The 23,484-nt window shown below is 56.5% G+C and carries 17 protein-coding genes and 6 pseudogenes; 13 read left to right on the top strand and 10 right to left on the bottom strand.

The window, feature by feature from the left end; all coding sequences use genetic code 11:
• Positions 1-352: 352 nt before the first annotated feature.
• Complete coding sequence (locus JFU47_RS05400) at positions 353-949, top strand: TetR family transcriptional regulator (protein WP_201181649.1); 597 nt, start codon at positions 353-355, stop codon at positions 947-949.
• Between the two features lie 515 nt (positions 950-1,464).
• Here JFU47_RS05400 and JFU47_RS05395 read toward each other — a convergent pair.
• Positions 1,465-2,358 (bottom strand): annotated as a pseudogene (locus JFU47_RS05395) (carbohydrate porin); the annotation flags it as partial.
• 71 nt (positions 2,359-2,429) lie between these two features.
• Between JFU47_RS05395 and JFU47_RS05385 the strand changes: the two are divergent.
• Entirely contained in the window at positions 2,430-3,947 is a 1,518-nt protein-coding gene (locus JFU47_RS05385) for an EAL domain-containing protein (RefSeq protein ID WP_201181647.1), read from the top strand.
• Positions 3,948-4,660: 713 nt separating this feature from the next.
• On the opposite strand, the gene JFU47_RS05380 is transcribed toward JFU47_RS05385, so the two are convergent.
• Positions 4,661-6,556 carry a sigma-54-dependent Fis family transcriptional regulator gene (locus JFU47_RS05380; protein ID WP_201181645.1) on the bottom strand — a complete coding sequence of 632 codons (1,896 nt, stop codon included), beginning with the start codon at positions 6,554-6,556 and terminating at the stop codon, positions 4,661-4,663.
• 343 nt (positions 6,557-6,899) lie between these two features.
• Here JFU47_RS05380 and JFU47_RS05375 point away from each other — a divergent pair, with 343 nt between their 5' ends.
• From JFU47_RS05375 to JFU47_RS33500, 6 genes and pseudogenes are all read left to right on the top strand, one after another.
• Entirely contained in the window at positions 6,900-8,000 is a 1,101-nt protein-coding gene (locus tag JFU47_RS05375; protein WP_201181643.1) for an ATP-NAD kinase family protein, read from the top strand.
• Positions 7,978-8,955: a thiamine pyrophosphate-dependent dehydrogenase E1 component subunit alpha gene (locus tag JFU47_RS05370; protein ID WP_123366093.1), complete on the top strand. Its 978-nt coding sequence runs from the start codon at positions 7,978-7,980 to the stop codon at positions 8,953-8,955. Before JFU47_RS05375 ends, JFU47_RS05370 begins: the two co-directional genes overlap by 23 nt.
• A 33-nt stretch (positions 8,956-8,988) precedes the next feature.
• Positions 8,989-10,008 (top strand): alpha-ketoacid dehydrogenase subunit beta, encoded by a 1,020-nt coding sequence (locus JFU47_RS05365; RefSeq protein ID WP_201181641.1) that lies wholly within the window; start codon positions 8,989-8,991, stop codon positions 10,006-10,008.
• Positions 10,005-11,117: an acetoin dehydrogenase dihydrolipoyllysine-residue acetyltransferase subunit gene (locus tag JFU47_RS05360; protein ID WP_201181639.1), complete on the top strand. Its 1,113-nt coding sequence runs from the start codon at positions 10,005-10,007 to the stop codon at positions 11,115-11,117. Before JFU47_RS05365 ends, JFU47_RS05360 begins: the two co-directional genes overlap by 4 nt.
• Positions 11,118-11,206: 89 nt before the next feature.
• Entirely contained in the window at positions 11,207-12,271 is a 1,065-nt protein-coding gene (locus JFU47_RS05355; RefSeq protein WP_242485096.1) for a 2,3-butanediol dehydrogenase, read from the top strand.
• 450 nt (positions 12,272-12,721) lie between these two features.
• Positions 12,722-12,847 (top strand): annotated as a pseudogene (locus JFU47_RS33500) (DUF7740 domain-containing protein); the annotation flags it as partial.
• Here the strand turns inward: JFU47_RS33500 and JFU47_RS05350 are convergent.
• The 6 genes and pseudogenes from JFU47_RS05350 to JFU47_RS33045 form a co-directional block, all read right to left on the bottom strand.
• Positions 12,846-13,924, bottom strand: a pseudogene (locus tag JFU47_RS05350) (IS3 family transposase); the annotation flags it as partial. The pseudogenes JFU47_RS33500 and JFU47_RS05350 overlap by 2 nt on opposite strands.
• Before the next feature lie 33 nt (positions 13,925-13,957).
• Positions 13,958-14,233: pseudogene (locus JFU47_RS05345) on the bottom strand (methyl-accepting chemotaxis protein); the annotation flags it as partial.
• A 551-nt stretch (positions 14,234-14,784) separates the two neighbouring features.
• Complete coding sequence (locus JFU47_RS05340; protein WP_201117413.1) at positions 14,785-15,918, bottom strand: aminotransferase class V-fold PLP-dependent enzyme; 1,134 nt, start codon at positions 15,916-15,918, stop codon at positions 14,785-14,787.
• 495 nt (positions 15,919-16,413) lie between these two features.
• Positions 16,414-16,770 carry a hypothetical protein gene (locus JFU47_RS05335; protein ID WP_201181632.1) on the bottom strand — a complete coding sequence of 119 codons (357 nt, stop codon included), beginning with the start codon at positions 16,768-16,770 and terminating at the stop codon, positions 16,414-16,416.
• 154 nt (positions 16,771-16,924) lie between these two features.
• Positions 16,925-17,545 (bottom strand): tyrosine-type recombinase/integrase, encoded by a 621-nt coding sequence (locus JFU47_RS05330; RefSeq protein ID WP_201181631.1) that lies wholly within the window; start codon positions 17,543-17,545, stop codon positions 16,925-16,927.
• Between the two features lie 96 nt (positions 17,546-17,641).
• Positions 17,642-17,833, bottom strand: a pseudogene (locus JFU47_RS33045) (VOC family protein); the annotation flags it as partial.
• A gap of 196 nt (positions 17,834-18,029) precedes the next feature.
• Here JFU47_RS33045 and JFU47_RS05325 point away from each other — a divergent pair.
• Complete coding sequence (locus JFU47_RS05325) at positions 18,030-18,521, top strand: phosphate-starvation-inducible PsiE family protein (RefSeq protein WP_201181621.1); 492 nt, start codon at positions 18,030-18,032, stop codon at positions 18,519-18,521.
• 57 nt (positions 18,522-18,578) lie between these two features.
• The gene (locus JFU47_RS33360) at positions 18,579-19,004 is read left to right on the top strand and encodes a LysR substrate-binding domain-containing protein (protein WP_342215353.1); all 426 of its coding nucleotides are present in this window, start codon (positions 18,579-18,581) and stop codon (positions 19,002-19,004) included.
• Between the two features lie 266 nt (positions 19,005-19,270).
• On the opposite strand, the gene JFU47_RS05315 is transcribed toward JFU47_RS33360, so the two are convergent.
• Positions 19,271-19,606, bottom strand: a complete 336-nt coding sequence (locus tag JFU47_RS05315) for a c-type cytochrome (RefSeq protein WP_201181619.1) — start codon at positions 19,604-19,606, stop codon at positions 19,271-19,273.
• A 614-nt stretch (positions 19,607-20,220) separates the two neighbouring features.
• Here JFU47_RS05315 and JFU47_RS05310 point away from each other — a divergent pair.
• From JFU47_RS05310 to JFU47_RS05305, 3 genes and pseudogenes are all read left to right on the top strand, one after another.
• A pseudogene (locus JFU47_RS05310) lies at positions 20,221-21,414 on the top strand (RAD55 family ATPase); the annotation flags it as partial.
• A 9-nt stretch (positions 21,415-21,423) separates the two neighbouring features.
• Entirely contained in the window at positions 21,424-21,684 is a 261-nt protein-coding gene (locus JFU47_RS33040; RefSeq protein WP_242485076.1) for a hypothetical protein, read from the top strand.
• 24 nt (positions 21,685-21,708) lie between these two features.
• Complete coding sequence (locus JFU47_RS05305; protein ID WP_242485075.1) at positions 21,709-22,446, top strand: sensor histidine kinase; 738 nt, start codon at positions 21,709-21,711, stop codon at positions 22,444-22,446.
• A 250-nt stretch (positions 22,447-22,696) separates the two neighbouring features.
• Here JFU47_RS05305 and JFU47_RS05300 read toward each other — a convergent pair whose 3' ends face one another.
• Positions 22,697-23,422 (bottom strand): Crp/Fnr family transcriptional regulator, encoded by a 726-nt coding sequence (locus JFU47_RS05300; RefSeq protein WP_201181617.1) that lies wholly within the window; start codon positions 23,420-23,422, stop codon positions 22,697-22,699.
• Positions 23,423-23,484 lie beyond the last annotated feature (62 nt).

The raw sequence follows: 23,484 nt of genomic DNA, 5'->3' as shown, positions 1-23,484 counted from the left end.
CCGCTTGTCGTCTGCGTCTTCGGGGAGCCACACGATAACCTTGCCGATTCGATCGATCGGGTGGGCCACGCGTTAGGCTGGATACCGAAGTGCCTGAGCGTGCTGGAGTTGACGCCTCTTTATGAGTTGCAAGCGCTTGCAATGCCGGCGCTGCGTGTCGATGCAGCGTATCTCGCCGCCTCCGTTCCCATACATGGCATTTACATGGCACTTTTTAAAAGCTTAAATGTAAATTGATTAAGATGGTCTAGTATAAGGTATAGTAGTTAAATCCGTATTTTGCAGTGAATAGCAAGCTTGTTGCATTCAGTTACAAGTAGATATTTTTTGTTTGGCCAGAGGAGCCGAAGGTGTGATTAAGAAGAGATTAGGTCGTGAAGAAAGTCAGCAAGTAACAAGAGACAAGTTGTTCGATACCGCCACTGATCTTATGGTTAGGAAAGGCTTTCACGCCGCCAGTGTCAATGCTATATCTGAGGAGGCTGGCTTTTCAAAGGGAGCATTTTTTTCAAACTTTACAAGCAAGTCAGACTTGCTTTTACAATTAACCCAGAGATTCAAGCGAGTTGAAATCGATCGATTGGGTGTTACTCTGGCTTCTGGATATTCATCAGAAGAACTGGCTCATGGATTGAATGCTTATATTGATACGCTTAAAGATAATGCCAGTTGTGCGATTCTTGATGCTGAACTACAACTGATCGCCTTGCGCGATGAGGAGTTTTCAACGCATTACTATGCTCTGCATCAGGAAAATAGTGAGGCCTTGGGCAAGTTGATTACGATTATATTCAGTCATGCAGGCAAGAAGCCTCCATTGGAATGTGCCACTCTTGCAAAGACATTCACCGCTCTGTCGGAAGGTTTGATACTGCAAGGACATAAAGACCCGGCTTCTGAAATAAAATTGGTATTAAACTCGCTTATTCAGACAGCAGAGCCCTTATAGAGTATTTTCCAATCTTGTGGCATATGCATTATTCACATGTCCGAGGCTCAGATCTCGGACAGGATGTGAGTGGTTCCCCCTGTGTTCAGACAACTTTTCGGTGCTGTATTCGCAAACTAGCAAACCTCCATTGGCTGTGGTGGTGCGTTGCTGATTTATACCTCTAAAAATATGAATAAGAACGCTCAGGGGAACACCGAACAGTCGCTTCGGACAACTGTTCCGGCGCTCCAGAACGAATGCTGTGGGTGCATGTTTTGTCCTGAAGTCGATCGTGCTGAAGCAGGAAGTTTTTCCGCAACGTTAGTGCTGCAAATGGCGGTATCGATCAGGCTTTTCAGCTTGATAAGGAGCTGGTCGACGCGGCGCCGGACACCCATTAAGCCGTGCATTCGAGCATCGAGTCGTTCAATGGGCAATATTGGCCAGGACAGTCTGAGGCAACTCAGGCGGGCTTTGGTCGCGCAGAAACTAACGATCAGTTCACGTATAAGTTGTTGCCCGACCTAATACTTCTAGAACCAAGTCTCCATTTGCACACCCAATTGCCACTCGCCGCCGGACTTGAAGCCCTTCTGACCAAAATCGTCTGTTGCGCTGAAGTTATCCAGGTCCCTGGACCAGTTCATGTAGGTGGCGAACAGACGCAGTTCCGGGCGAATGAAAAAGTCACCGGTCTGGGCCTTGAAGGTCGGGGCGAAGGTGAGTCTCCAATAGTCGCCCTTGGCTGCCTGGCGGCCATCGTAGCCCAATGCATTGAGGTTCATGGTCTGCCAGCTCAGCTCATATTGCATTTTGAAGTTTCTGGTCAGTTCGTTGGCCAGGCGCACGTTGAGCGTCATGTAGCGATAGTCGTCGCCGGGGACGTAACGATTCTTGCTCTGCTCGGCAATCAAGGCCTGTGCGATGCGCCAGTCCTGATTCAGGCGGGTATGGCCATATAGCGCCAGGCGCAATGTCTGAGCCTGGTCCAGCAAGTCGCCGTCGGCACCAATGCTGTTGACCTCCGCCCCTAGCCCTTGGCCATACAGCAGCGCCGCCTTGAAGTAGCCTTCTTGACCAAAGAAATCGGGGCGGTGGTAGGCGAGCATGCCATGGGCGCCACTCGAGGCAGGGCTGAACCCAGACTTGTTCACCCGGGTATCCCTGGCGAATTCCTGCCTGCTCTTGTCGTTCAGGCTGGCATCGTTCTGGCCTGAAGAAATGCCATTGAGCATGACCTGCCAACGGCCCTCGTCGAAAAATTGATTGAGGGTCGCAACATAGCTGCGAATGTCCTTGTTTTCCTCGGTGCCGAAGTCACCGTAGGAACGGCTCATCAGCGATGCGTTGATGCGCCAGTCTTCGGCCAGGTGCACGTCGTAGATACCCCCGCCGGTCCCGGCCAGGAACACTATCCCCCTGTCCATCGATCTGGATCACTTCAAGAATGTGAACGACACGCTAGGTCATGCAATTCAGTGATTGACTGGTTCAGTGTGTGCGCATCCGCGATATCATCGGGCGTCTGGGCGGTGACGAGTTTGCTCTGATTTTGGTGATGCAGCAGGGACAACAAGGCGCCGCGCTGGTCGCCAGCAAGATCCGCGAGGTGCTGCGTGCACCCTTCGAATTACAAGGCCACGAAGTAAACGTGACTGCCAGTATCGGCATCACGATCCATCCCGAAGACGCGTCGGATTTCGATACCTTGATCAAGTATGCGGATACGGCGATGTATCGGGCCAAGCAGGCTGGACGAGACACTTATCGTTTCTTTACGGCTCAAATGAATGCCGATGTGCAGGCCAGACTCAACCTGGAAACAGCCTTGCGCAGGGCTGTTGAAAATGAAGAATTTGTTTTGTACTACCAACCCAAAGTGCGACTCAACAGTGGTCGCATATCCGGTCTTGAAGCGCTGCTGCGCTGGCAGCGGCCAGGGCATGGAATGGTGCCGCCGAATGAATTTATTCTGCTATTGGAGGAGACTGGATTAATCGTGCGGGTGGGCAGTTGGGTCATCTCCTCGGTCTGCAACCCAATCGGGTTATGGCTAAACTCCATGGTCGGCGCGGTACAAGTGTCGGTGAATGTGTCCGGACGTCAATTCGTTGAAGGTGATCTGGACGCAGACGTTATCAGAGGGCTCGAAATCAACGGTATTCCGGCAGACCTGCTGGAGCTGGAGCTGACAGAGACTTCGCTGATGGCGAACACCGAGCGTACGATTGGTACCTTGCGCAATCTGAAGCATCGATGTGTGCAAATTTCCATTGATGATTTCGGGACTGGCTATTCCAGTCTGGCTTATCTACGATGTTTCCCCATCGACAAACTGAAAATTGACATCGCCTTCATCCGCGACGTGACGACCAATCCCGACGATGCGGCCATTGTGCTGGCCATTATCCAGATGGCCCATAGCCTGAAACTCGATGTGGTCGCCGAAGGTGTCGAGTCGGCTGCGCAAATGATGTATTTGCGACGCCACCATTGCGACTATATCCAGGGTTTCTGTTTCAGCGCGCCGCTGCCGGTGACGCAAGTGGAGAAAATACTACGTGACGAACAGCATTTGCTGCTACCTGTTGGCGCGCGAAGTACTCAGCAAAAAACACTGCTGTTGGTAGACAACGAACCCCACATGCTGGCTCCCTTGCAACACTTGCTGCGCCAGGATGGCTACCGTATTTTGGCTGCGCGGTCGGCCGCCGAGGGGTTTGAATTACTGGCACTTAATGAGGTGCAGATCATCCTGTGCAATCAGCGCTTACCGATCAAGAACGGTAACAGCGGGGTGTTCCTCGACAACGTTAAGGAACTGTATCCCGATACATTCCGGATATCGCCTGGAGACATCTATAGGGAATCAATTCTGGACGCAATGAATCGTGGTGCGATTTATTGCGTCTATACCAAGCCGTGGGACGACATACTGTTACGCGACAATGTGCGCGAAGCATTCCGCAGTTATTGCTTGTTGCATAATGTTTTCACTGATGATCTGGACGGATGAGTTGCACCAAGCCTGAGTATTAGTCTGAGCATATCGATAATGTAGGTCGTTCAACTGGGCGAAGCGCCCGTGCTCAAGATCCATGAACGCTATCTTCCCGTCGTATTCGGATTTGAGTTGCCGGCAAGCGCGCTCATGGCATAGAAAATCGAGCGTCAGGCTGACAATGATGACGGCGATGAAAGTGGCGATCGCGTTCCAGAGATGGCCCGCACAATTCGGTAGTCGTCCGCGCGGCCAACACCAATTCCCATGCTAATTGGTGAAGAACGAAGTACATGAGTCATCTCAAGCGGAAACCATAGATCTATCTTTCGGAGGGGACTCATCTCCTGTTGATCCTGCGCAATTGCCACCGCCGGCTTGATGATCGTTCGTCCGATTGGCTAGGGGTAGAATCCAATAGCCTTGCTTAGAATTACCCCTTTTTTCGCTCTTGAAACACCCCAAAAACAAGTCCAGAATTGAGTCTTTTCCTGCTCCGGCAAGAAAAGAAACCCCTTAGATTTCAATGGGTCGGACGCTAGATACGAGTCTCGTTTCCCGCTCCAAGATTCAAAAAAACGCCACTCAATGAGTGGCGTTTTTTTGTGCGCGACATTTACGTTAAGTGTTGAAAATAGAGGCCTTGGGAAGCGTCAGAAAAGCACAAAAAATGTTAGTTTAATAATTCTTTCTGAAATCAATTAGATGATGCTTGCTAACTGATAGGGTCATTCAGCCTGGCTTCTGCCCGGCATCTCTATGCCGTGCTGATGCACCCGCCGGTACAGGGTTGCCCGAGAGATGCCCAAAGCCTTGGCGGCGGCGGTGGGTTTCCAGCGATGACGCACCAGGGCATCGAGCAGTGTCTGGCGTTCGGGGCTCGCGCAGCAATCATTGGTGTCACCGGAGCTTGGGCCATTAAGCCTGTGACCTTGCAGTTGCTCGGGCAAATGGTTGACCTGAATCAGGTTTGAGTCGCACACCGCACAGGCATAACGCAGCACGTGCCGTAACTGGCGAACGTTACCTGGCCAACGGTAGCCAAGCAGGCATTCCAGAGCCGCGCCTCCCAGTTGCATGGGGGCTGCGCAAAGCGTCGATTCCTCATCGAGAATCCGGTTGATCAGAGCCAGGCGGTCACTGCGGTCGCGCAGCGGCGGCAACTGGAAGCGCGCTCCACTCAAACGAAAGTACAGGTCTTCGCGAAACTCGCCCGCGGTGACCAGTGCTTCCAGATCGCGGTGACTCGCGCAGACAACCTGAAGGTCGATCACTTTGCGCCGTGAAGCACCCAGTGGCGCCACTTCACCCTCGGCTAGAACCCGCAGCAGCCGGGTTTGCAAGGGCAGGGGCATGTCGCCGATTTCATCGAGAAACAGCGTGCCGCCGTCGGCCTGTTCCAGCAGACCTTGCATGCCCTTGCTCGAGGCACCCGTGAAGGCGCCGGCGACATAGCCAAATAATTCGCTTTCGATCAAGTTCTCGGGGATCGCCGCGCAGTTCACTGCAACAAACGGACGCTCGCGGCGCTGGCTGGCCTGGTGCAACTGACGGGCGAAGACTTCCTTGCCGGAGCCGGTCTCACCCTGGATCAGCACCGGCAGGTTGCGGTCTTTGACCCGCACTGCAAGGCGCAGGCTTTCTTCCAGTCGCGGATCGAGTTCGGCGGATGTCAGTCCCAGTCGCGAAGCGTTGCGCTTCACCCGCCGTGGCACGCTTAGGCGACCATGCAATTCCGTGTGGCCACCCTGACTGTGCAACAGGCATATCGACTCGTCACTGGCCCGATGCAGCAACTGCTGATCGAACACTTGGCCAATGTGTTCCGGCAGTTGACCAAAACGGTGCAATAGCCATTGCCGCGCCGCCGGGTTCAGCGCCTGCAAACAGCCGTCTTCGTCCCAGGCGAGCAAGTAATCGGGTTGGCTGTCGACATAGCCCGGGCTGCGGTGGGCTCGCAGCACCCAGTAACCCTGGGCGCTGCTCATGAAAAATGCCTGTTCGATTTCATGCGCGCTCTGCACCACCATCTGCCGGATCAGGTGTTGGGAGCGACGGTCATCGGGTGAGCGCACCGCCGACACATCGAGCACACCGAGCAGTTCACCCTTGGGGTCGAAGACCGGCGCCGCTGAGCAGGTGAGACCGATAAACGCGGCGCGAAAGTGATCGCGTTTATGCACCGTGACCGGCGTTCGCGCGGTCAGTACCGCGGCCACGCCACACGTACCTTCCTCACCTTCCGACCAGCAAGTGCCCAGGTAAAGACCGGCCTTGCGGCAGTCATTGCGGATGGAAGTTTCGACGCGGTAGTCGATGGTCTGGCCCTGAGCGTCCGTGAGCAGGACGCAGTAGTCGGCATCGCGGACCCGACCGTGGAGGCGGGCGACCTCTTCACTGGCGATGCGCAAGAATAACTCGGAGCGCTCGCGGCATTCCTGCAGCACGTTCTGCGAGAGGATCCGTGGCCCTTGCAGTGAGCCGGGATCCAGGTGGTGTTGCTCCATCGAGCGGCGCCAGGAGTCGAGAATCAAGTCCGACACAGGCAGCTGCGGCAGGTGCCCGGCATTCTTCAAAACACGGCTGACGCAATCCACATGCGCCTTTGAGTGTGCGGAAAGCATTAAGGCCTCCGGTTCCATCTTCTTTTAGTTGTGCGGCTATTAAGCGCCGTTCATTGGCCGCAGACAAGCGTCGGCTCAACCGGGGCTGGCGGTGAGACGCGACGTCTCACGGTCTCTTCGCCACCTCGTGCAGCCTGACATGACGCGTCTCATTCGGGCTTGATTCCGGCCACCCTTGAGTTCACATCGGACCGCTCTAAGGCGGGGTTATGCAGGTGTTTTTGCGGATCTGGCACCGGCCTTGCTCTAGCTCTGGCAACCAGCCCGACTGGCAACCCAATAATAAAAAGAGGTGCCCGATGTCCTGCCGAGACTCTTTCCCTGTTCTGCCCGTGGTGGCGTCATGAGTCGTGCGCCGCTGACCGTAGGCATCATCGCCAACCCGGCATCCGGTCGGGACGTGCGGCGCCTGACCGCCAACGCCGGGCTGTTTTCCAGCACCGACAAAGTCTCGGTGATCCAGCGCTTACTGGCTGCCTTTGGCGCCACGGGCGTCGAACGGGTGCTGATGCCCACCGATATGACCGGCATCGCCGCCGCCGTGCTGAAAAACAGCCACGGTCGCCAGGCTCGCAGCAGTCACTGGCCGGCCCTTGAGTTCCTCGACCTGACCCTGCGCCAAAGCGTCGAGGATACCCGTCACGCGGCACGCTGGATGGCCGAACGCGGCGTTGTCCTGATCGCTGTGCTGGGCGGCGACGGAACTCACAAGGCGGTGGCCGCCGAAGTCGGCGACATTCCGCTGCTGACCCTGTCCACCGGCACCAACAACGCCTTCCCGGAACTGCGAGAAGCCACCAGCGCCGGGTTGGCCGGCGGGCTGTTTGTCAGTGGGCGGATCCCGCCCGAGATCGCCTTGCGCCGCAACAAACGCTTGCTGGTGCGCGAGCCGAGCCGTGGCCTGTGCGAGATGGCCCTGGTGGACGTGGCGGTGTCCTCGCTGCCCTTCGTCGGCGCGAGGGCTATCAGTCGCGGGGCCGATCTGGCCGAGGTGTTTGTGACCTTCGCCGAACCTCAGTCCATTGGCATCTCGGCCCTTTGCGGCTTGTGGTTTCCCGTGTCACGTCAGGCTCCAGGTGGGGCCTGGATGCGCCTCGATGCGCAATCTCCCGAAGCGCTGCTGGTGCCTCTGGCTCCCGGCCTGCTGCAAGGCTGCGGCGTGCTCGCTGCCGCAAGCCTTGAACCCGGCGTCGCCCATGGTCTGTGCCTGGCCAGCGGCACGCTGGCTCTGGATGGCGAGCGCGAGATCGAATTCAACGCCCATGACCGCCCCACGGTCACCCTCGATGCCGGCGGTCCGCTGAGCATCGACGTCAATGCGACCCTGGCCTATGCCGCGCAACAGCGACTTCTGGCCATCGGCCGTGAACACCCGCAACACCCTTTGAACCTCGAGTCTCAAGACACCCTGGAGAATAAAAATGTCGACACAGCTGACCGCTGATCAATTGCTGCATGCCTACCAGGTGATGCGCACCATCCGCGTCTTTGAAGAGCGCCTGCACGTGGAATTCGCCACCGGCGAGATTCCTGGTTTCGTCCATCTGTATGCCGGCGAAGAAGCTTCAGCCGCCGGGGTCATGGCCCACTTGGGTGATGACGATTGCATTGCCTCCAACCACCGTGGTCACGGCCACTGCATCGCCAAAGGCGTCGATGTGTACGGGATGATGGCCGAGATTTACGGCAAGAAAACCGGGGTCTGCCAAGGCAAGGGTGGCTCCATGCACATCGCCGATTTCGAGAAGGGCATGCTCGGCGCCAACGGCATTGTGGGGGCCGGTGCGCCGCTGATCGTGGGCGCGGCCTTGGCCGCCAAACTCAAGGGGACTGACAGTGTGGCAGTGGTGTTCTTTGGTGACGGTGGCTCCAACGAAGGCGCGGTGTTCGAAGCGATGAACATGGCCTCGGTGTGGAATCTGCCGTGCCTGTTCATTGCCGAGAACAACGGTTACGCCGAAGCCACGGCCTCCAACTGGTCGGTGGCCTGCGATCACATCGCCGACCGCGCTGCCGGTTTCGGCATGCCCGGGGTTACGGTGGACGGCTTCGACTTCTTCGCCGTTCACGAGGCTGCCGGTGCCGCCGTGGAGCGGGCCAGGGCCGGGGAGGGGCCGTCGCTGATCGAGGTCAAGCTGACTCGCTATTACGGTCACTTTGAGGGCGACGCCCAGACCTATCGGGCGCCGGACGAGGTAAAGCATTTCCGCGAGCACAACGACTGCTTGATGCAGTTCCGCGAACGCACCCTCCGCGCCGGGCGGGTGCAGGTCACCCAGTTGGACCAGATTGACAGCGAGGTGGACCTGTTGATCGAGAACGCCGTGCGTAAGGCCAAGTCCGACCCCAAGCCGAGCGCCGCCGATCTGCTCTCGGACGTCTACGTTTCCTATCCCTGAACGCCCCCTATAACAAGAATCGAGACCTTCATCATGGCGAGAAAAATCAGTTATCAGCAGGCAATCAACGAAGCTCTGGCCCAGGAAATGCGCCGCGATCCCAGCGTGTTCATCATGGGGGAGGACGTCGCCGGTGGTGCCGGTGCCCCCGGTGAAAATGACGCTTGGGGCGGGGTGCTGGGCGTGACCAAGGGCCTCTATCACCAATTCCCTGGGCGAGTGCTGGACACGCCATTGTCGGAGTTGGGATATGTCGGTGCCGCAGTGGGCGCCGCGACCTGTGGTGTGCGCCCGGTGTGTGAATTGATGTTCGTCGACTTCGCCGGTTGCTGCCTGGATCAGATCCTCAATCAGGCGGCCAAGTTTCGCTACATGTTCGGTGGCAAAGCCTTCACGCCACTGGTGATCCGTACGATGGTCGGCGCCGGGTTGCGGGCCGCCGCCCAGCACTCGCAGATGCTGACCTCGTTGTGGACCCATATTCCGGGGCTAAAAGTGGTCTGCCCGTCGTCGCCTTATGACGCCAAAGGTTTGCTGATCCAGGCCATCCGCGACAACGACCCGGTGATCTTCTGTGAACACAAAATGCTCTACAGCATGCAGGGTGAAGTACCGGAAGAGCTCTATACCATCCCCTTTGGCGAAGCCAACTTCCTGCGTGATGGCAAGGACGTGACGCTGGTCTCCTATGGCCGCACAGTCAACACCGCGATGGACGCCGCCCGCAATTTGGCCGCGCGCGGCATCGACTGCGAGGTGATCGACCTGCGCACCACCAGTCCGATGGACGAAGACAGCATATTGGAAAGTGTGGAGAAGACCGGACGTCTGGTGGTCATCGACGAAGCCAATCCGCGTTGCTCCATGGCCACCGATATTTCGGCTCTGGTGGCGCAAAAAGCCTTCGCCTCGCTCAAGGCACCGATCGAGATGGTGACTGCGCCGCACACGCCGGTGCCATTCTCCGACGCCCTGGAAGACCTCTACATTCCCGACGCGGCGAAAATCGAGAGCGCCGTGCTCAAGCTGATCGAGTGGAGCAAGCGTTCATGAGCCAGATTCATACCCTGACCATGCCCAAGTGGGGCCTGTCCATGACCGAGGGCCGGGTCGATGTCTGGCTCAAGGAGGAGGGCCAGGCCATCACCAAGGGCGACGAAGTGCTGGACGTCGAAACCGACAAAATCTCCAGCAGTGTCGAGGCGCCGTTTTCCGGGGTGCTTCGTCGGCAGATCGCCCGCCAGGATGAAACCCTCGCGGTGGGTGCGTTGCTCGGCATCGTGGTCGACGGCGAGGCCAGCGAGGCGGAGATCGATGCGGTGGTCGAGCAGTTTCAAGCCGCGTTCGTGCCCGGTGACGGTGCCGAGGAAGACAGCGGGCCGAAACCGCAAAAGGTCGAGCTGGACGGGCGGTTGATCCGTTACTTCGAGCGCGGCGAAGGCGGGGTGCCGTTGGTGCTGGTGCATGGCTTTGGCGGTGACCTGAACAACTGGATGTTCAATCACGAAGCATTAGCCGCTGGCCGCCGGGTGGTTGCACTGGACCTGCCGGGCCATGGCGAGTCGACCAAACAGCTGGAGTGCGGAGACCTGGATGAGCTGAGCGGCGTGGTGCTGGCATTGCTCGATCACCTGGACATTCGCGCAGCGCATCTGGTGGGTCACTCCATGGGCGGCGCGGTATCGCTGAACACTGCGCGTCTGGCTCCACAACGGGTACGTTCCCTGACATTGATCGGCAGCGCGGGTCTGGGCGAGGACATCAATGGCGATTACCTGGAAGGCTTTGTCGAGGCAGCCAACCGCAATGCCCTCAAGCCACAGTTGGTGAAACTGTTCTCCAATCCCGAGCTGGTCAACCGGCAGATGCTCGAAGACATGCTCAAGTACAAGCGCCTGGAAGGAGTGGGCGCGGCCTTGCGCCTGCTGGTATCAGGCTTGTTCAAAGAAGGACGGCAACAGCTCGATCTGCGCGGCGTGGTGCAGGACGGTCAGTTGCCAGTGTTGCTGATCTGGGGAAGTGACGACGCGATTATTCCGGTGAACCACAGCGCCGGGCTGAAAGCCCAGGTCGAGGTCCTGCCAGGTCAGGCGCACATGGTGCAGATGGAAGCGGCCGAGCAGGTCAACCGATTGATTCTGGACTTTGTGCAACAGCACTGACGCCCCCCTGGCGGCCTCTCGCGGGGCGCCAGGACCAACTATTTCAAGGAGATTTCGCTATGAGCCTTTCAATCAATCCGCAACGCAGCATGCGCGCCGCTGTCTGGCACGGCCGCCACGATATCCGCGTCGAAGACGTTCCGCTGCCCATATCGCCACCTGCCGGCTGGGTGCAGATCCGCGTGCAATGGTGCGGAATTTGTGGGTCCGATTTGCATGAGTACGTGGCCGGGCCGGTGTTCATACCGGTTGACGCACCGCACCCGCTGACCGGGATCAAGGGCCAGTGCATTCTCGGTCATGAGTTTTGTGGTGAGATCGTCGAACTCGGTGCCGGTGTTCTGGGTTTCAGTGTCGGTGAACCGGTGGCGGCCGATGCCTGCCAACATTGCGGCACCTGCTACTACTGCACCCATGGGCTGTACAACATCTGCGAGAACCTGGCCTTCACCGGGCTGATGAATAATGGTGCCTTCGCCGAACTCGTCAACGTGCCGGCCAACCTGCTGTACAAATTACCGGCAAACTTTCCTGCTGAAGCCGGGGCACTGATCGAGCCCCTGGCGGTGGGCATGCACGCCGTGAAAAAAGCCGGGAGCCTGCTCGGGCAGAATGTGGTGGTGGTCGGTGCAGGCACCATTGGCTTGTGCACCATCATGTGCGCCAAGGCTGCCGGTGCGGCTCAGGTGATCGCTCTGGAAATGTCTGCAGCGCGTAAGGCCAAGGCCCTGGAAGTGGGGGCGACCCATGTGCTCGATCCCAATGAGTGCGATGCCTTGGCTGAGGTACGGCGCCTGACGGGCGGGCTCGGGGCGGATGTCAGCTTCGAATGCATCGGCAACAAACACACGGCCAAGCTCGCGATCGATCTGATCCGCAAGGCCGGCAAGTGTGTACTGGTGGGGATCTTTGAGGAACCCAGCGAGTTCAACTTCTTCGAGTTGGTGGCTACTGAAAAACAAGTACTGGGCGCGCTGGCCTATAACGGTGAGTTCGCTGACGTGATCGCTTTTATCGCTGATGGCCGGTTGAACATCACACCACTGGTGACCGGGCGCATTCAGTTGGAACAGATCGTGGGTCAGGGCTTCGAGGAACTGGTCAACAACAAGGAGCACAACGTCAAAATCATCGTGTCACCCGCTCGAGTCTGAAGCGGCTGAATCGGGCGATGGCCCAGGCTATGTGAAAACGCATACACCGTTTGAAGTCTGCATTGCTACATAAAATCTGCCAGCGTTTGGTTAGTCAGTCAGCAGACCTGAAATTTGCGTAGGAACGCAATTTTTGTTCCGATTCTGACTGTCAAACTTGCTCTAAAATTGGGTTGCCAAGCACACCAACCTGCTGGCGCTCAACGCCGCCATTGGTGTTAGTCCTCAGTTTGGTGTTGCCTCAGCGCTTGAGCGGGCCGTGTTGTCGCGGCGGTTTAGATCTGGCGATATCTCGGGGCCGATTGGGGCAATCGTTGTCATCAGCTTGTTGGGATGATTGCCTCAAAATGCAAGGAGGTCACAAACGCGTCAGTACTGCGTTGCTCATTGATCGCGCGTTCACAGAAGCGAATTCGCTACACTGAGAAGCTAAATTATTGGGGCGCTGTTATGAACCTCTCTGACGCAACACTAGTGCTGCTTCTGGCGGCTCGAATCCATGGGACGGACGAAGCTGTCAGGGCTTCGGCGAAGAGCGTTGTGAAGAAGCTGCCACGTAGCAAACGTGTAGTGGTCAACTAATCCCGGACACGACGTTAAGTTTTTCTTCGGCCCGAGCTGGCGCCAGCCCACCGTTGAATTGATGGGGTCGAATCCAGTTGTACCGATGCATCAAAAAATGGCTGATATCGCGCTGAGCTTCTTGAACAAATCTGTAGCCCACGGTCGGTATCCATTCCGTTTTCAAGCTGCGGAACACGCGCTCCATCGGCGCATTGTCCCAGCAATTTCCCCGGCGACTCATGCTCTGACGCATTCGATAACGCCACAGCCGCTGGCGAAATAAACGACTTGCATACTGCGACCCTTGATCCGAGTGAAACAGCAGACCTTGAGGCCTTCCACGTTGCTCGTAGGCCATATCCAGCGCTTTGATAACCAACTCGGCGTCCGGCTTTTCCGACAGCGCCCAGCCCACCACCCGGCGCGTACAAAGATCCAGCACGACAGCCAGGTAATGCCATTTCCCCTGGGCCCAGATGTAGGTGAAGTCGCCGCACCAGATCTGGTTGGGTGCCGGAACATCGAACTCCCGATTCAAGATGTTCGGGATATCCAACCGTTCAACCGTCGCTCGTTTATAGGCATGTGATCCGGGCTGTTTACTGACGAGGTCAAGCTCGCGCATCAGGCTGCGCACTTTGAATCGTCCGAGCTGCTCACCGTCTTCACGCAGCATCGACAAGATGCTGCGACTGCCCGCAGCACTGCGACTTTGCGTGAACAGTTCATTGACCCGACTGCGCAGCCGAAGCCGCTCAACGTCGGGAGTCCGGCGCCTGAGACGCTGGGCGTAATAACACGAGCGAGTGACTTCAAACACCTTGCACAGCCAATCAATCGGCTCGTGGACGCTCAGTTGGTCAATCAGCGCGAACGCTCGTGATCTTCCGACATCAAGAGCGCGGTAGCCTTTTTTAATATCGATTTCTCTCGCTCAAGCCGAGCGATACGAGCTTCCAGTTCCTGGATTTTCTGCTGTTCCGGGGTCAGGGCTTTGCTCTGCGGAGTGACGCCTTGGCGCTCCTGCTGAACCTGATCAACCCAACGACGCAGGGCCGACTCACCGACACCCAGTGAACGGCTGGCTTCGAGTGTCCGGTTTCATTAGACCACTACAGAGTGCATCGTTGTCACTACTCCTTGCGTCGCGTTCTGGATACGCTCAATGACGCTACCGATTTCTCCTACAGAATCTTGAGTTCGCCTGGCCAAGCTTCTGACTTCATCGGCAACCACTGCAAATCCACGTCCACTTTCCCCAGCTCTAGCGGCCTCGATAGCTGCGTTCAATGCAAGTAAATTGGTTTGTTCGGCAACGCTACGGATGACCAGCACCGAACCGATTTCTTCGCTGTTCTTCGCGAGTTCCTCGACCTCTCGAACGGCCTTGCTTACCTCTTGAACGAGGCTATCGATTTCATGCGTACTCCGCTCAAATATCGCCACACCCTCCTTGACTGATTGGCCTGCACCCCGCACTGCACTAGCTGCGTTTGACGCGCTAAAAGCGACTTCATGCGCTGTCGCGCTCATTTCCGTCCATCAAGTATCAAATTGCGTTATTACTTCCGATCCATGAGGAACCATCCCAGGTCGCTCTGGAGTTCATTACAGTGCTCAAGGAAATGCTCCGCGCGCCGTAACGTCGTTACCATGAATTGTTGCCACTGACCGAAAACTGAAACAATAAAGGCTGTTTTGCCGACTGAAAACTGACCCAGCTGTTCAACTGCTTCTAAATGGCTTCGTTGGAAACCTTTTCTGATAGCGCTGAGGGGCGCACGTGTCAGTAAGACGCGTGCACGGGCTTTCCCTTATGGTTCTAACATGGCGTCCGGGCGACCAGCGTCATATTCGTCGAAGATCAGCGCCTTGGGCCGGCAGTGCCCAGGGCAGGATGCCTTCCTGGAATTCACAAGTTCGGTATGTGCTGCGGGCAAGATGAGGGCTTAGTTAACCATCACCTCGTCCAGTGCCTGCTCGAGGGTGCTGACCGTGCGCTCGATGTTGTGCAGCTTTTCGAGTCCGAACAGACCGATGCGGAAGGTCTGGAAGTCGGCCGGCTCGTCGCATTGCAACGGTACTCCGGCGGCGATCTGTAGGCCGTGGTTGGCAAATTTCTTACCGCTCTTGATGTCGGCATCATCGGTGTAGCTCACCACTACGCCAGGGGCCTGAAAGCCGGCTGCGGCCACGCTTTTGATGCCTTTGCCGGTCAACATTGCGCGCACCCGATCGCCCAGAGCCTGTTGTTCGCCGCGAACCTTGTCGAAACCGTAGGCTTGCGTCTCTTTCATCACTTCGTTAAATCGCGCGAGGGAATCGCTGGGCATGGTCGCATGGTAGGCATGTCCGCCCTGTTCGTAGGCCTGCATGATCTGAAGCCACTTTTTCAGGTCGCAGGCGAAGCTGCTGCTATGCGTCTGTTCGATGCGCTCGAGGGCCAAAGAACTGAGCATCACCAGGGCGCAGCAAGGGGAGGCGCTCCAGCCTTTCTGCGGCGCGCTGATCAGTAGGTCGACTGCGCATTTCTGCATATCAACCCAAAGCGTGCCTGAGGCGATGCAATCCAGCACGAACAGGCCACCCACCGCATGCACGGCGTCGCCGACGGCCCGTAGGTACTCGTCGGGCAGGATAATCCCTGAGGAGGTTTCAACGTGGGGGGCGAAGACAATCTGCGGCTTCTGCGCCTGAATGGCTGCCAGCACTTCGTCCAGAGGGGGTGGGGCGTAGGCAGCCTGGCGACCAGTGTCGACCGGTCGGGCTTTCAGCACCGTGGTGGCCGCCGGGATGTTGCCCATCTCAAGGATCTGGCTCCAGCGATAACTGAACCAGCCGTTGCGTATCACCAGGCATTGCTGGTCGGTGGCAAACTGTCGCGCCACCGCTTCCATGCCGAATGTGCCGCTGCCCGGGACCACCGCAACAGCCTGGGCGTTGTAGACCTGTTTCAGGGTCCTGGAAATGTTCTTCATCACGCCTTGAAATGACTGCGACATGTGGTTGAGCGAGCGGTCGGTGTAGACCACTGAGTACTCGACCAGCCCCTCGGGATCGATACTGGGATATAGCTTTGACATGGGGTAACTCCTTTGGCAGAGATCTCAGTGGTATCGACCCTGCCCTAAGCCTTGGCAAATGACAAGATTGCTCGGATTGAATTTCGACTTCTGTCGAGCGGCTGGCATCATCAGGTCGATTACTGGACGTAGCAATGCTCGCAGGTGGCTGCTGAGTTGTGGGAGGGTGGGCCTTAAAGGTTCCTACCTCCTTACGTTCGGTCGATAACGACCAGTTACGAAGGGCAGCAGCCGACCGATTCTGTTGAAAAAGTCGGTCTGCCCAAACTGCCTGACCATTGGCTGGTGAAAACGCCTTTTTTGCACGCTGCTACGTGAAATCCGAGTCCGGAAGCCTCTGCCAAAAGTAAAGATTTCAATCTCGGACGCGTACTTTTCCGATGCGCAAACCATGGCCGACTTTTTCAACAGAATCGACCCATAGCGGTCTTTCGGGAAAAGAAAAATAAACAAAACCAGACGTATTTCTTCTTGGAAATCACGACGTGTTACGTTCTATGGCTTCAATCGGGAAACACGAAACCATTTAAACACCTCTTCAAGTTCATGCTGTTCACACAGCTGTCCGGCTTTGGTTTCCAAGGCAGGGACGATCGAAAAAGCGTCAGTCGGGAGCTGAGTTGTGTCAGCTTTGCGAGCAAGAGCAAGGACAAACCAGCAACAGCTCGCAAAGTGGAATGGACTGTCTTGTTTAGCCGTAAGCTTGAGCGCAAATGCGAGCGCCGCATAAGCCTCGTCCGGTTCTAGCCTCGCTATGATTGCCTCTCTGGTATGACTCAAAAACCATTCATCATTTTCGGAACGAGCAAGCTCGTTTTCTAGGCAATCTTCAAATTCGCTTACTACGCTCAATCGATATGTTCTCTTTTATTTTTCAGAGTTCGATAGTAAGTCGAATCGCCGATGCGATGCGCAACTCGGTGAGGGGGGCTGTGAGAAAGCCGATTTTGTGAGTGGCCGGTTAGTCGAATAGCGACGGTCTAGCATCGACCGTCGCTATGGATGATCAGACTTCAGTCTGTTCCGCCATTTCCAGGGCATCATCGACCTCGATTCCCAGGTATCTGACGGTGCTTTCAAGCTTCGTATGACCAAGCAGGAGTTGGACAGCTCTCAGGTTCTTCGTCCTGCGATAGATCAGCGATGCCTTGGTTCTCCGTAGTGTGTGAGTACCGTACATGGTTGGGTCAAGGCCAATGGCGGTCACCCACGCTTTGACTATTCGAGCGTATTGTATGGTCGAGAGGTGGTCTGAGTCGTGCAGCCGGATCGGAAACAAGAAGTCCTCACTTCGAAGGTGGGCCTGATGCATCCAAGCCTCCAGAACCGTTCGGGTTTGCTCAGTGATTTCAAATTGCACAGAGTGCTGGGTTTTCTGCTGCATCACGATGGCTCGTGATGATACATGTACTCTATGGGCTATATCTCGTACTCGCAGCTTGGTTAAGTCACAGGCGCGCAGTTTGCTGTCGATAGCCAAGTTGAAGAGTGCCAAATCCCGTGCCTTCTCCGCGAGCTGGAGTCTGACCCGAATGGCCCAGATATCTCTGACTCGAAGCGGTGCTTTCTGGCCGCCAATCTTTCCCTTGTTCCAAGGCTGATGGCTGTGTGTGGCAATAGTGTTCATGGCTGGTCCTCCACGTTGAGGGAGGACAAGGGTGGATTAGTCACAGTGAGTGAGGGGCGCTATCCGACCCAAGCGGACGGTCGGCTTGGCGTAGATTCAGATCTGGCAAGCAGGTCTCTCGCCCAACCGCTCTACTAACTTTACGAGATAACCTTCGGGATCCTGGACGATGAATTCGCGCTGGCCTACTTCTATATTTTCAGCCTGATACCAAGCGTCTTTGCTATCTCGATAGAGTGGAAATCCAGCCTGACCAAGTGTCTGGATAATGGGTGTGACATCCTCAACATTAAGTTTGCGAAGACCCGCCCGATCGGCTCGACCACCTTGACGAAATTGCCTCCTGGCCTAGCTCACCTTCTGGATGCAACTGGTTCCGGGATAGATGATACTGGTTGCTCTTGAAATGGCTAGAACCGTCACTATCTCGCCCGTCGTAGGGCCATGGCGCGGGCTCCATGGCCATGAACTGGAGGATTCGTCCATGACGAAGCGCGGGCTATCAGAACCAGACTCCTCTTTTAAACGTTTCCGGGTGCAATGGGCGCTGATGAATGCTTATGAGAGGTTCGAGCAGATAATCGTTTTCTCCCTGAGCCTTATCATCGCCAGTGTGATCCTCATGGCGATGCTCCAGCTCTGTCGGCGCCTGCTTCCCATGTTGATATCGGGGACAATCGATCCGCTCGACCATGAAGTGTTCCAGTCGATTTTTGGCTCGATCTTTACCGTCCTGATTGCGCTGGAATTCAAGCATTCGATAGTTCGCCCAGCGCTACGACGTGACAGCATCGTCCAGGTGAGAACTGTTCTGCTGATCGCGCTGTTGGCGCTCAGTCGCAAATTCGTGATTCTGGATTCGATGACTACACCAGCCATTACTATTGCCGCGCTGGGTTTCGCTACTCTTGTGCTTGGCATCGTGTGCTGGCTTCTCGGCAAACAGGGTGGCGATTCAAAGGTTGATGGGGAATAAATAGATACGCGCTTACCCGATTGACCTGCTAAAGCTGAACGGAGGCATTCACAACTGGTGTCTGCCTTCGGAGGTTCTAGTCTTGATATAGATTTGAACGCACACCGTGGCGTGACCTTTCTGTCAGGGCACAATCAACGCCCGCAGGCCTGGCGATTTATGGATGGCGGTAGCGAGCAATGTCACGTCAGTCGCCAAGGCATTACCGTCAACGAGCCCAACGCCTATGTCGAGTGTGGCGTCGCAAGCTTTCGCATTCTTCAGGCACTAGGTATTACGCTGGACCGTTTTCTGGCGGACGGAACTTTGGTTGAAGTGCTGCGCCCCTATCACCCACACCCGGGGCCGGCGTCAGTGCTGTACCCCAGTCGCTCGCATCTAGCCCCGCCGGTTGAGGTCTTTGTTGATTGGGGGCGTGAACAATTCCCAAACTCTATGGGCCCGCAGCCTAGATCTGGCCGCCAGCTCCATCCGTACTACTAGATGCCTTTGGCGCGTTTAGGTTTGTGGGATGCCAACCACTCTTTCTGCTCAGCGTCGATGAAGCTGCCGAAGATGCGAAACATAGACGTCAGGCATGGCCACTTCTCCTTTGAATTAGGAAAGCGTAGCAGCCAAAAAAATGGCCCGCATGCGGGCGGGCCAAACGGGAATTCTTCAAAGGAGCAGGGGTAATCTGCGCTCCATTCTGTGAGCATTGCGTGAAAAGCATGTCGCCGAAACGAAAGCATTCGGTCGAAGCAAACACACTACTTTTGCTGATGCAGGTATTTCTGAATTGCATCAATTTCAAGTTTGCTTGGCTTTACACCGTTGTCAGATTTGAAGCTAGCGCTAGCCCAATGCGGCATTGGCGCCTTCAGAGGCTTCCCATGGTCGTCGATACCGCTCAGCACGGCTCGCTCAAATACTTTTGATTTCCACTCACTGGCATCTCCGGCCAGCTTAGGTGCCGATCCTCCCGTGCCTCGAGGCCCGTGACAAACAATGCAGTTATCTTGAAAAAGTGTTTCTCCATCTGGCGGTGATGCCATTGCCGATGAGCAGGCGAGTAGGGCTATGAACGTCAGAAATGCGCATTTCATTTTAGGCTCCTGGCGACCCAACGATGACGTGAGCTGCTTAGGGGCGCTAAGTGAGAGCGTAGCAGGAGGCGAATGACGATGGGCGAGAGGACTTCAGGTAGCGAATCCCGACGCTGGGCCGGACTGCTTTCTCATGCGTGCTGGATTAGCTTGATCTACCGCTGGACTGCGGTAAGCGACTCGCCAGCCTCCTTGACGGCTGATCTTATCTCATTCTTGGAAACCACAAATTTTTTGTGCCCAGTACTTAAGCTCGCTACCGTCCTTAACGTGAGCTCTGATCTCGTCTGTGCCGCAAATGTGTTTGCGCTGCTCCATAGGGCTCTCCGTGTCTTGTTCATGGTGTGAGGCGATTAAAGGATTTTAGGTATTCGGCGCGTGTTCGCGCCGCTTAGCTATCCAGTCGTGAAGATCTGCAGAAAAAGCGGCCCATTTGGGTCGCTGGAGTTTTAGCGATTGACTGCTTCTGGCCGTTTTCTGTCCGTTGCCACCAGCAGCTTTGGGCCGTTTGCTGTCTGCCGCGAAGGGCCGTAGTCGACCCAAAGCAGCCAATCAGGCTGTTTTGAAAACAGGCCCATTCCGCCCCCGTAGATGACCGCAATTTCATAGATGCCAACTTGTCCGACGACACCCAAACCGGGAATCTGGACGAAGTGCTACGGCGCATTATCAGCGAGGTGGAGGCTCACTCACCGGCTCTGGTGTTTGTCGACTCGTTCCGCTCTGTGGTACTGGCCAGCCAGACTCAGGACAACCCAAACAACAATCTGCCGCAGTTCGTTCAGCAACTGGGCATGTTGATGACCACCTGGCAGGCGACAACCTTCTTGATTGGTGAATATTTCACCGAAACCGACACCAACCCTATTTTCACCGTGGCTGACGGCCTGATCTGGCTGCGCCAGAGCGTTGAGCGCAACTCGATGGTGCGCAAGATAGAAATCATGAAGATGCGCGGCCAGCCGACATTGCCGGGGCTGCACACCTTCCGTATCGCCACATCGGGCATCAAGGTCTTTGCGCCTGCGACTTTCAACCCGGTTGAAGCTCCGCTGGAGTTCCCGATCAAACGCCTGAAAATGGGCGTGCCACAACTCGACGAGATGCTTGGCGGCGGCCTGCCCCGTGGTTATTCCTTGCTAGTGGCCGGGCCGTCGGGCTCGGGCAAAAGCATTCTGGCCGGGACCTTCCTCGCCGAGGGCGCGCGCAATGGTGAAACCGGTGTGATCGCGGTGTTTGAACAGCGGCCTAATTACTCCCAGAACGCCACCCTTTCGGGCCTGATCCAGAGCGGACAGGTCAGTCTGGTGGACAGCCGCGCCCCGGACCTGTCCATCGACGAAATCGTGCATTTACTGCTCAGCGAGATCAGCCGACTGAAAGCCACCCGCGTGGTGATCGATTCGCTGTCTGGCTTCGAACTGGCGCTCGCGCCGACCTTCCGCGAAGACTTTCGCGAGTCGCTGTCGCGCATGGTCACTGCTTTGACGAGCACCGGGGTCAGCGTGTTGATGACCTCAGAGCTGGAAGACCGCTACACCGACCTGCGCTTCAGCCCTTACGGCACGGCATTTCTCACCGACGCAATCATCGTTCAGCGCTACATTGAAGTGCAGAGCCGCTTGTTGCGGATCATGGCTGTGGTCAAGCTGCGCGCCAGCGCTCATTCCGATGAGTTGCGCCAGTACCACATCGACGATAAGGGCCTGCAGATAGGCGAAATGCTACCGGATCAGGAAGGTTTACTCGGTGGTAGACCGACTAAACAGCGTTCAGGATCGGTATGCACAGGAGATAAAAATGTTTGAGACCGACTCATGAGTAAAGCCGGCGCCGAGAATGAGCGAGAAATGATCAATGCCGCTCACGTACTCTTCCTCCTAGGCCAAAAAACCGTTGAAGCACGCACTGTATTAGCAGCCCTGCAAAAACAGTTGAGCGAAGCCAGTGATCGGCTGGTGGATACCCAGCAGGTTGAGCAAGTGATTGAGGCCAATCAGCAGTTGGTACTGGCGATACTCTTGGCGCAATCCGACGCTGTAACACCCCCTCGCTTGGAAGAGCAGCGTTTGTACTAGGAGCTGCGAGAGGCGAACGCCCAGTTGGTCATAGCTGCGCTCAGCGCTCAAGACCTTCAGGCGACAGCTGAGCGCGCACTGAGCCAGCAGAAAAGCGTGCTTGCAATGGTGGCCCATGAGCTGCGAAACCCACTCACACCCATCAGCATGATTGCAGAGCGTATGGTTCGGCTGCCTAGCGACCAGCTACCGCGGATGCGTGAGTTGATCGAGAGCCAAGTACAGCATATTTCACAGCTGGTCGACGACCTGCTCGATGTCTCCCGCGCCAGCACTGGCAAGTTGAGAATCGATCGCCACGATGTCGACATGATGCAAATTCTGAGTAGCGCTATTGACGCATGTGGCTCTGTGATGATCGCGCAAAAGCAGCATTTCGACGCTCATCTTCCCGATGGCATCTTGATGGTGAACGGTGACCCAGGACGACTAGCCCAGATTCTTCACAATCTACTGGCGAATGCGGCCAAGTACACCCCGGTCGGCGGCCACATCGAACTGTCTGTAACGGTTGGAGCCGGTGTTTTGAGGATAAGTATCTCCGACAATGGAATTGGCATTTCGGCCAAGGCTCTCCCGTTCATTTTTGATCCTTATGTCCAGGACGAGCACGCCATAGGGTTCAATGGGTCTGGCTTGGGCATTGGGTTGACCGTAGTTCGGGAGCTAGTCGATGCACACGGCGGCAAAGTTATCGGGGTGAGCGAGGGTAGTGGGAAGGGGAGTGAGTTCGTGGTGACGTTACCGTTGTTGAACCATTAACTTCCTTTAGAGCCAGCGGGCTGAAGGACGAGAAGTAGGGGCCTAAATCTCCGAGACTACCTTTGCAGACTCGATTGCCAATGTCCGCGCAATTTCAGAACAGGGGCTGCCAAAGATCGGTTAATGGGAGAACAGTCATCTCGAAGGTGAAAGCAACCCTAGTCTTATGCGGGGTTAGCGGGAGCAATATCCGCTCGCTGACCGGTTTAAGGGACAGCCGGTATTGCCGCTGGCAATCAATTCGAACGCATCATTCGTCCTGACGACGGGTGTAATGCAACAGCCGATCGGTTTCGGTCTTGACTACCAGGTAGCACTCACAGCTGAGCCGTTCCAGGCGCGCTCTATCCAGTACCGTTATCTGGCCTCGGCTGTACTCGATGACGCCTTGACGCTGCAGTTTGCCGGCCGCTTCCGTGACGCCTTCGCGGCGCACGCCCAGCATGTTGGCGATCAGCTCCTGGGTCATGTTCAGGCGATTGCCGTGCAGGCGATCCAGCGACAACAGCAGCCATCGACACAATTGCTGATCGATCGAATGATGGCGATTGCACAGGGCGGTCTGTGACATCTGCGTGATCAGCGCCTGGGTGTAACGCAGCATCAGCAGGAGCAGATCGCCATGACGGTTGAACTCTTTCTTGAGCTTTTGCCCAGGCAGGCGAAATGCACCACCGGCACTTTGCACCACCGCCCGACTGGATGTGCTTTCGCCGCCCATGAACAGCGCTATGCCGATCAAACCCTCGTTTCCGACCACGGCGATTTCTGCTGACGAGCCGTTTTCCGTGACATGCAGCAGGGAAACGATGGCGTCGGTCGGAAAGTAAACGTGCCGCAAGGTGTCCCCCGGTTCATACAGCACATCGCCCAGCGCCAGACTGACCTGCTCCAGATGCGGAACAAGGCGCTGGAGGTCGACGGCCGGTAGCGCCGCAAGTAGATGATTGTGGCTTGGATTGGGGGAGGCATGCATGGCAGAGCATCCGTGACGGAACAGGGGCGTGCCCACTCAGGGTACTCCCATGCCCGCCATGG

This window comes from Pseudomonas sp. TH39(2020), assembly GCF_016650715.1.
In the GTDB taxonomy this organism is placed as follows: domain Bacteria; phylum Pseudomonadota; class Gammaproteobacteria; order Pseudomonadales; family Pseudomonadaceae; genus Aquipseudomonas; species Aquipseudomonas mandelii_C.
Note: the sequence above shows the minus strand (reverse complement) of the source record. Positions and strands in the feature narration are given on the sequence as shown.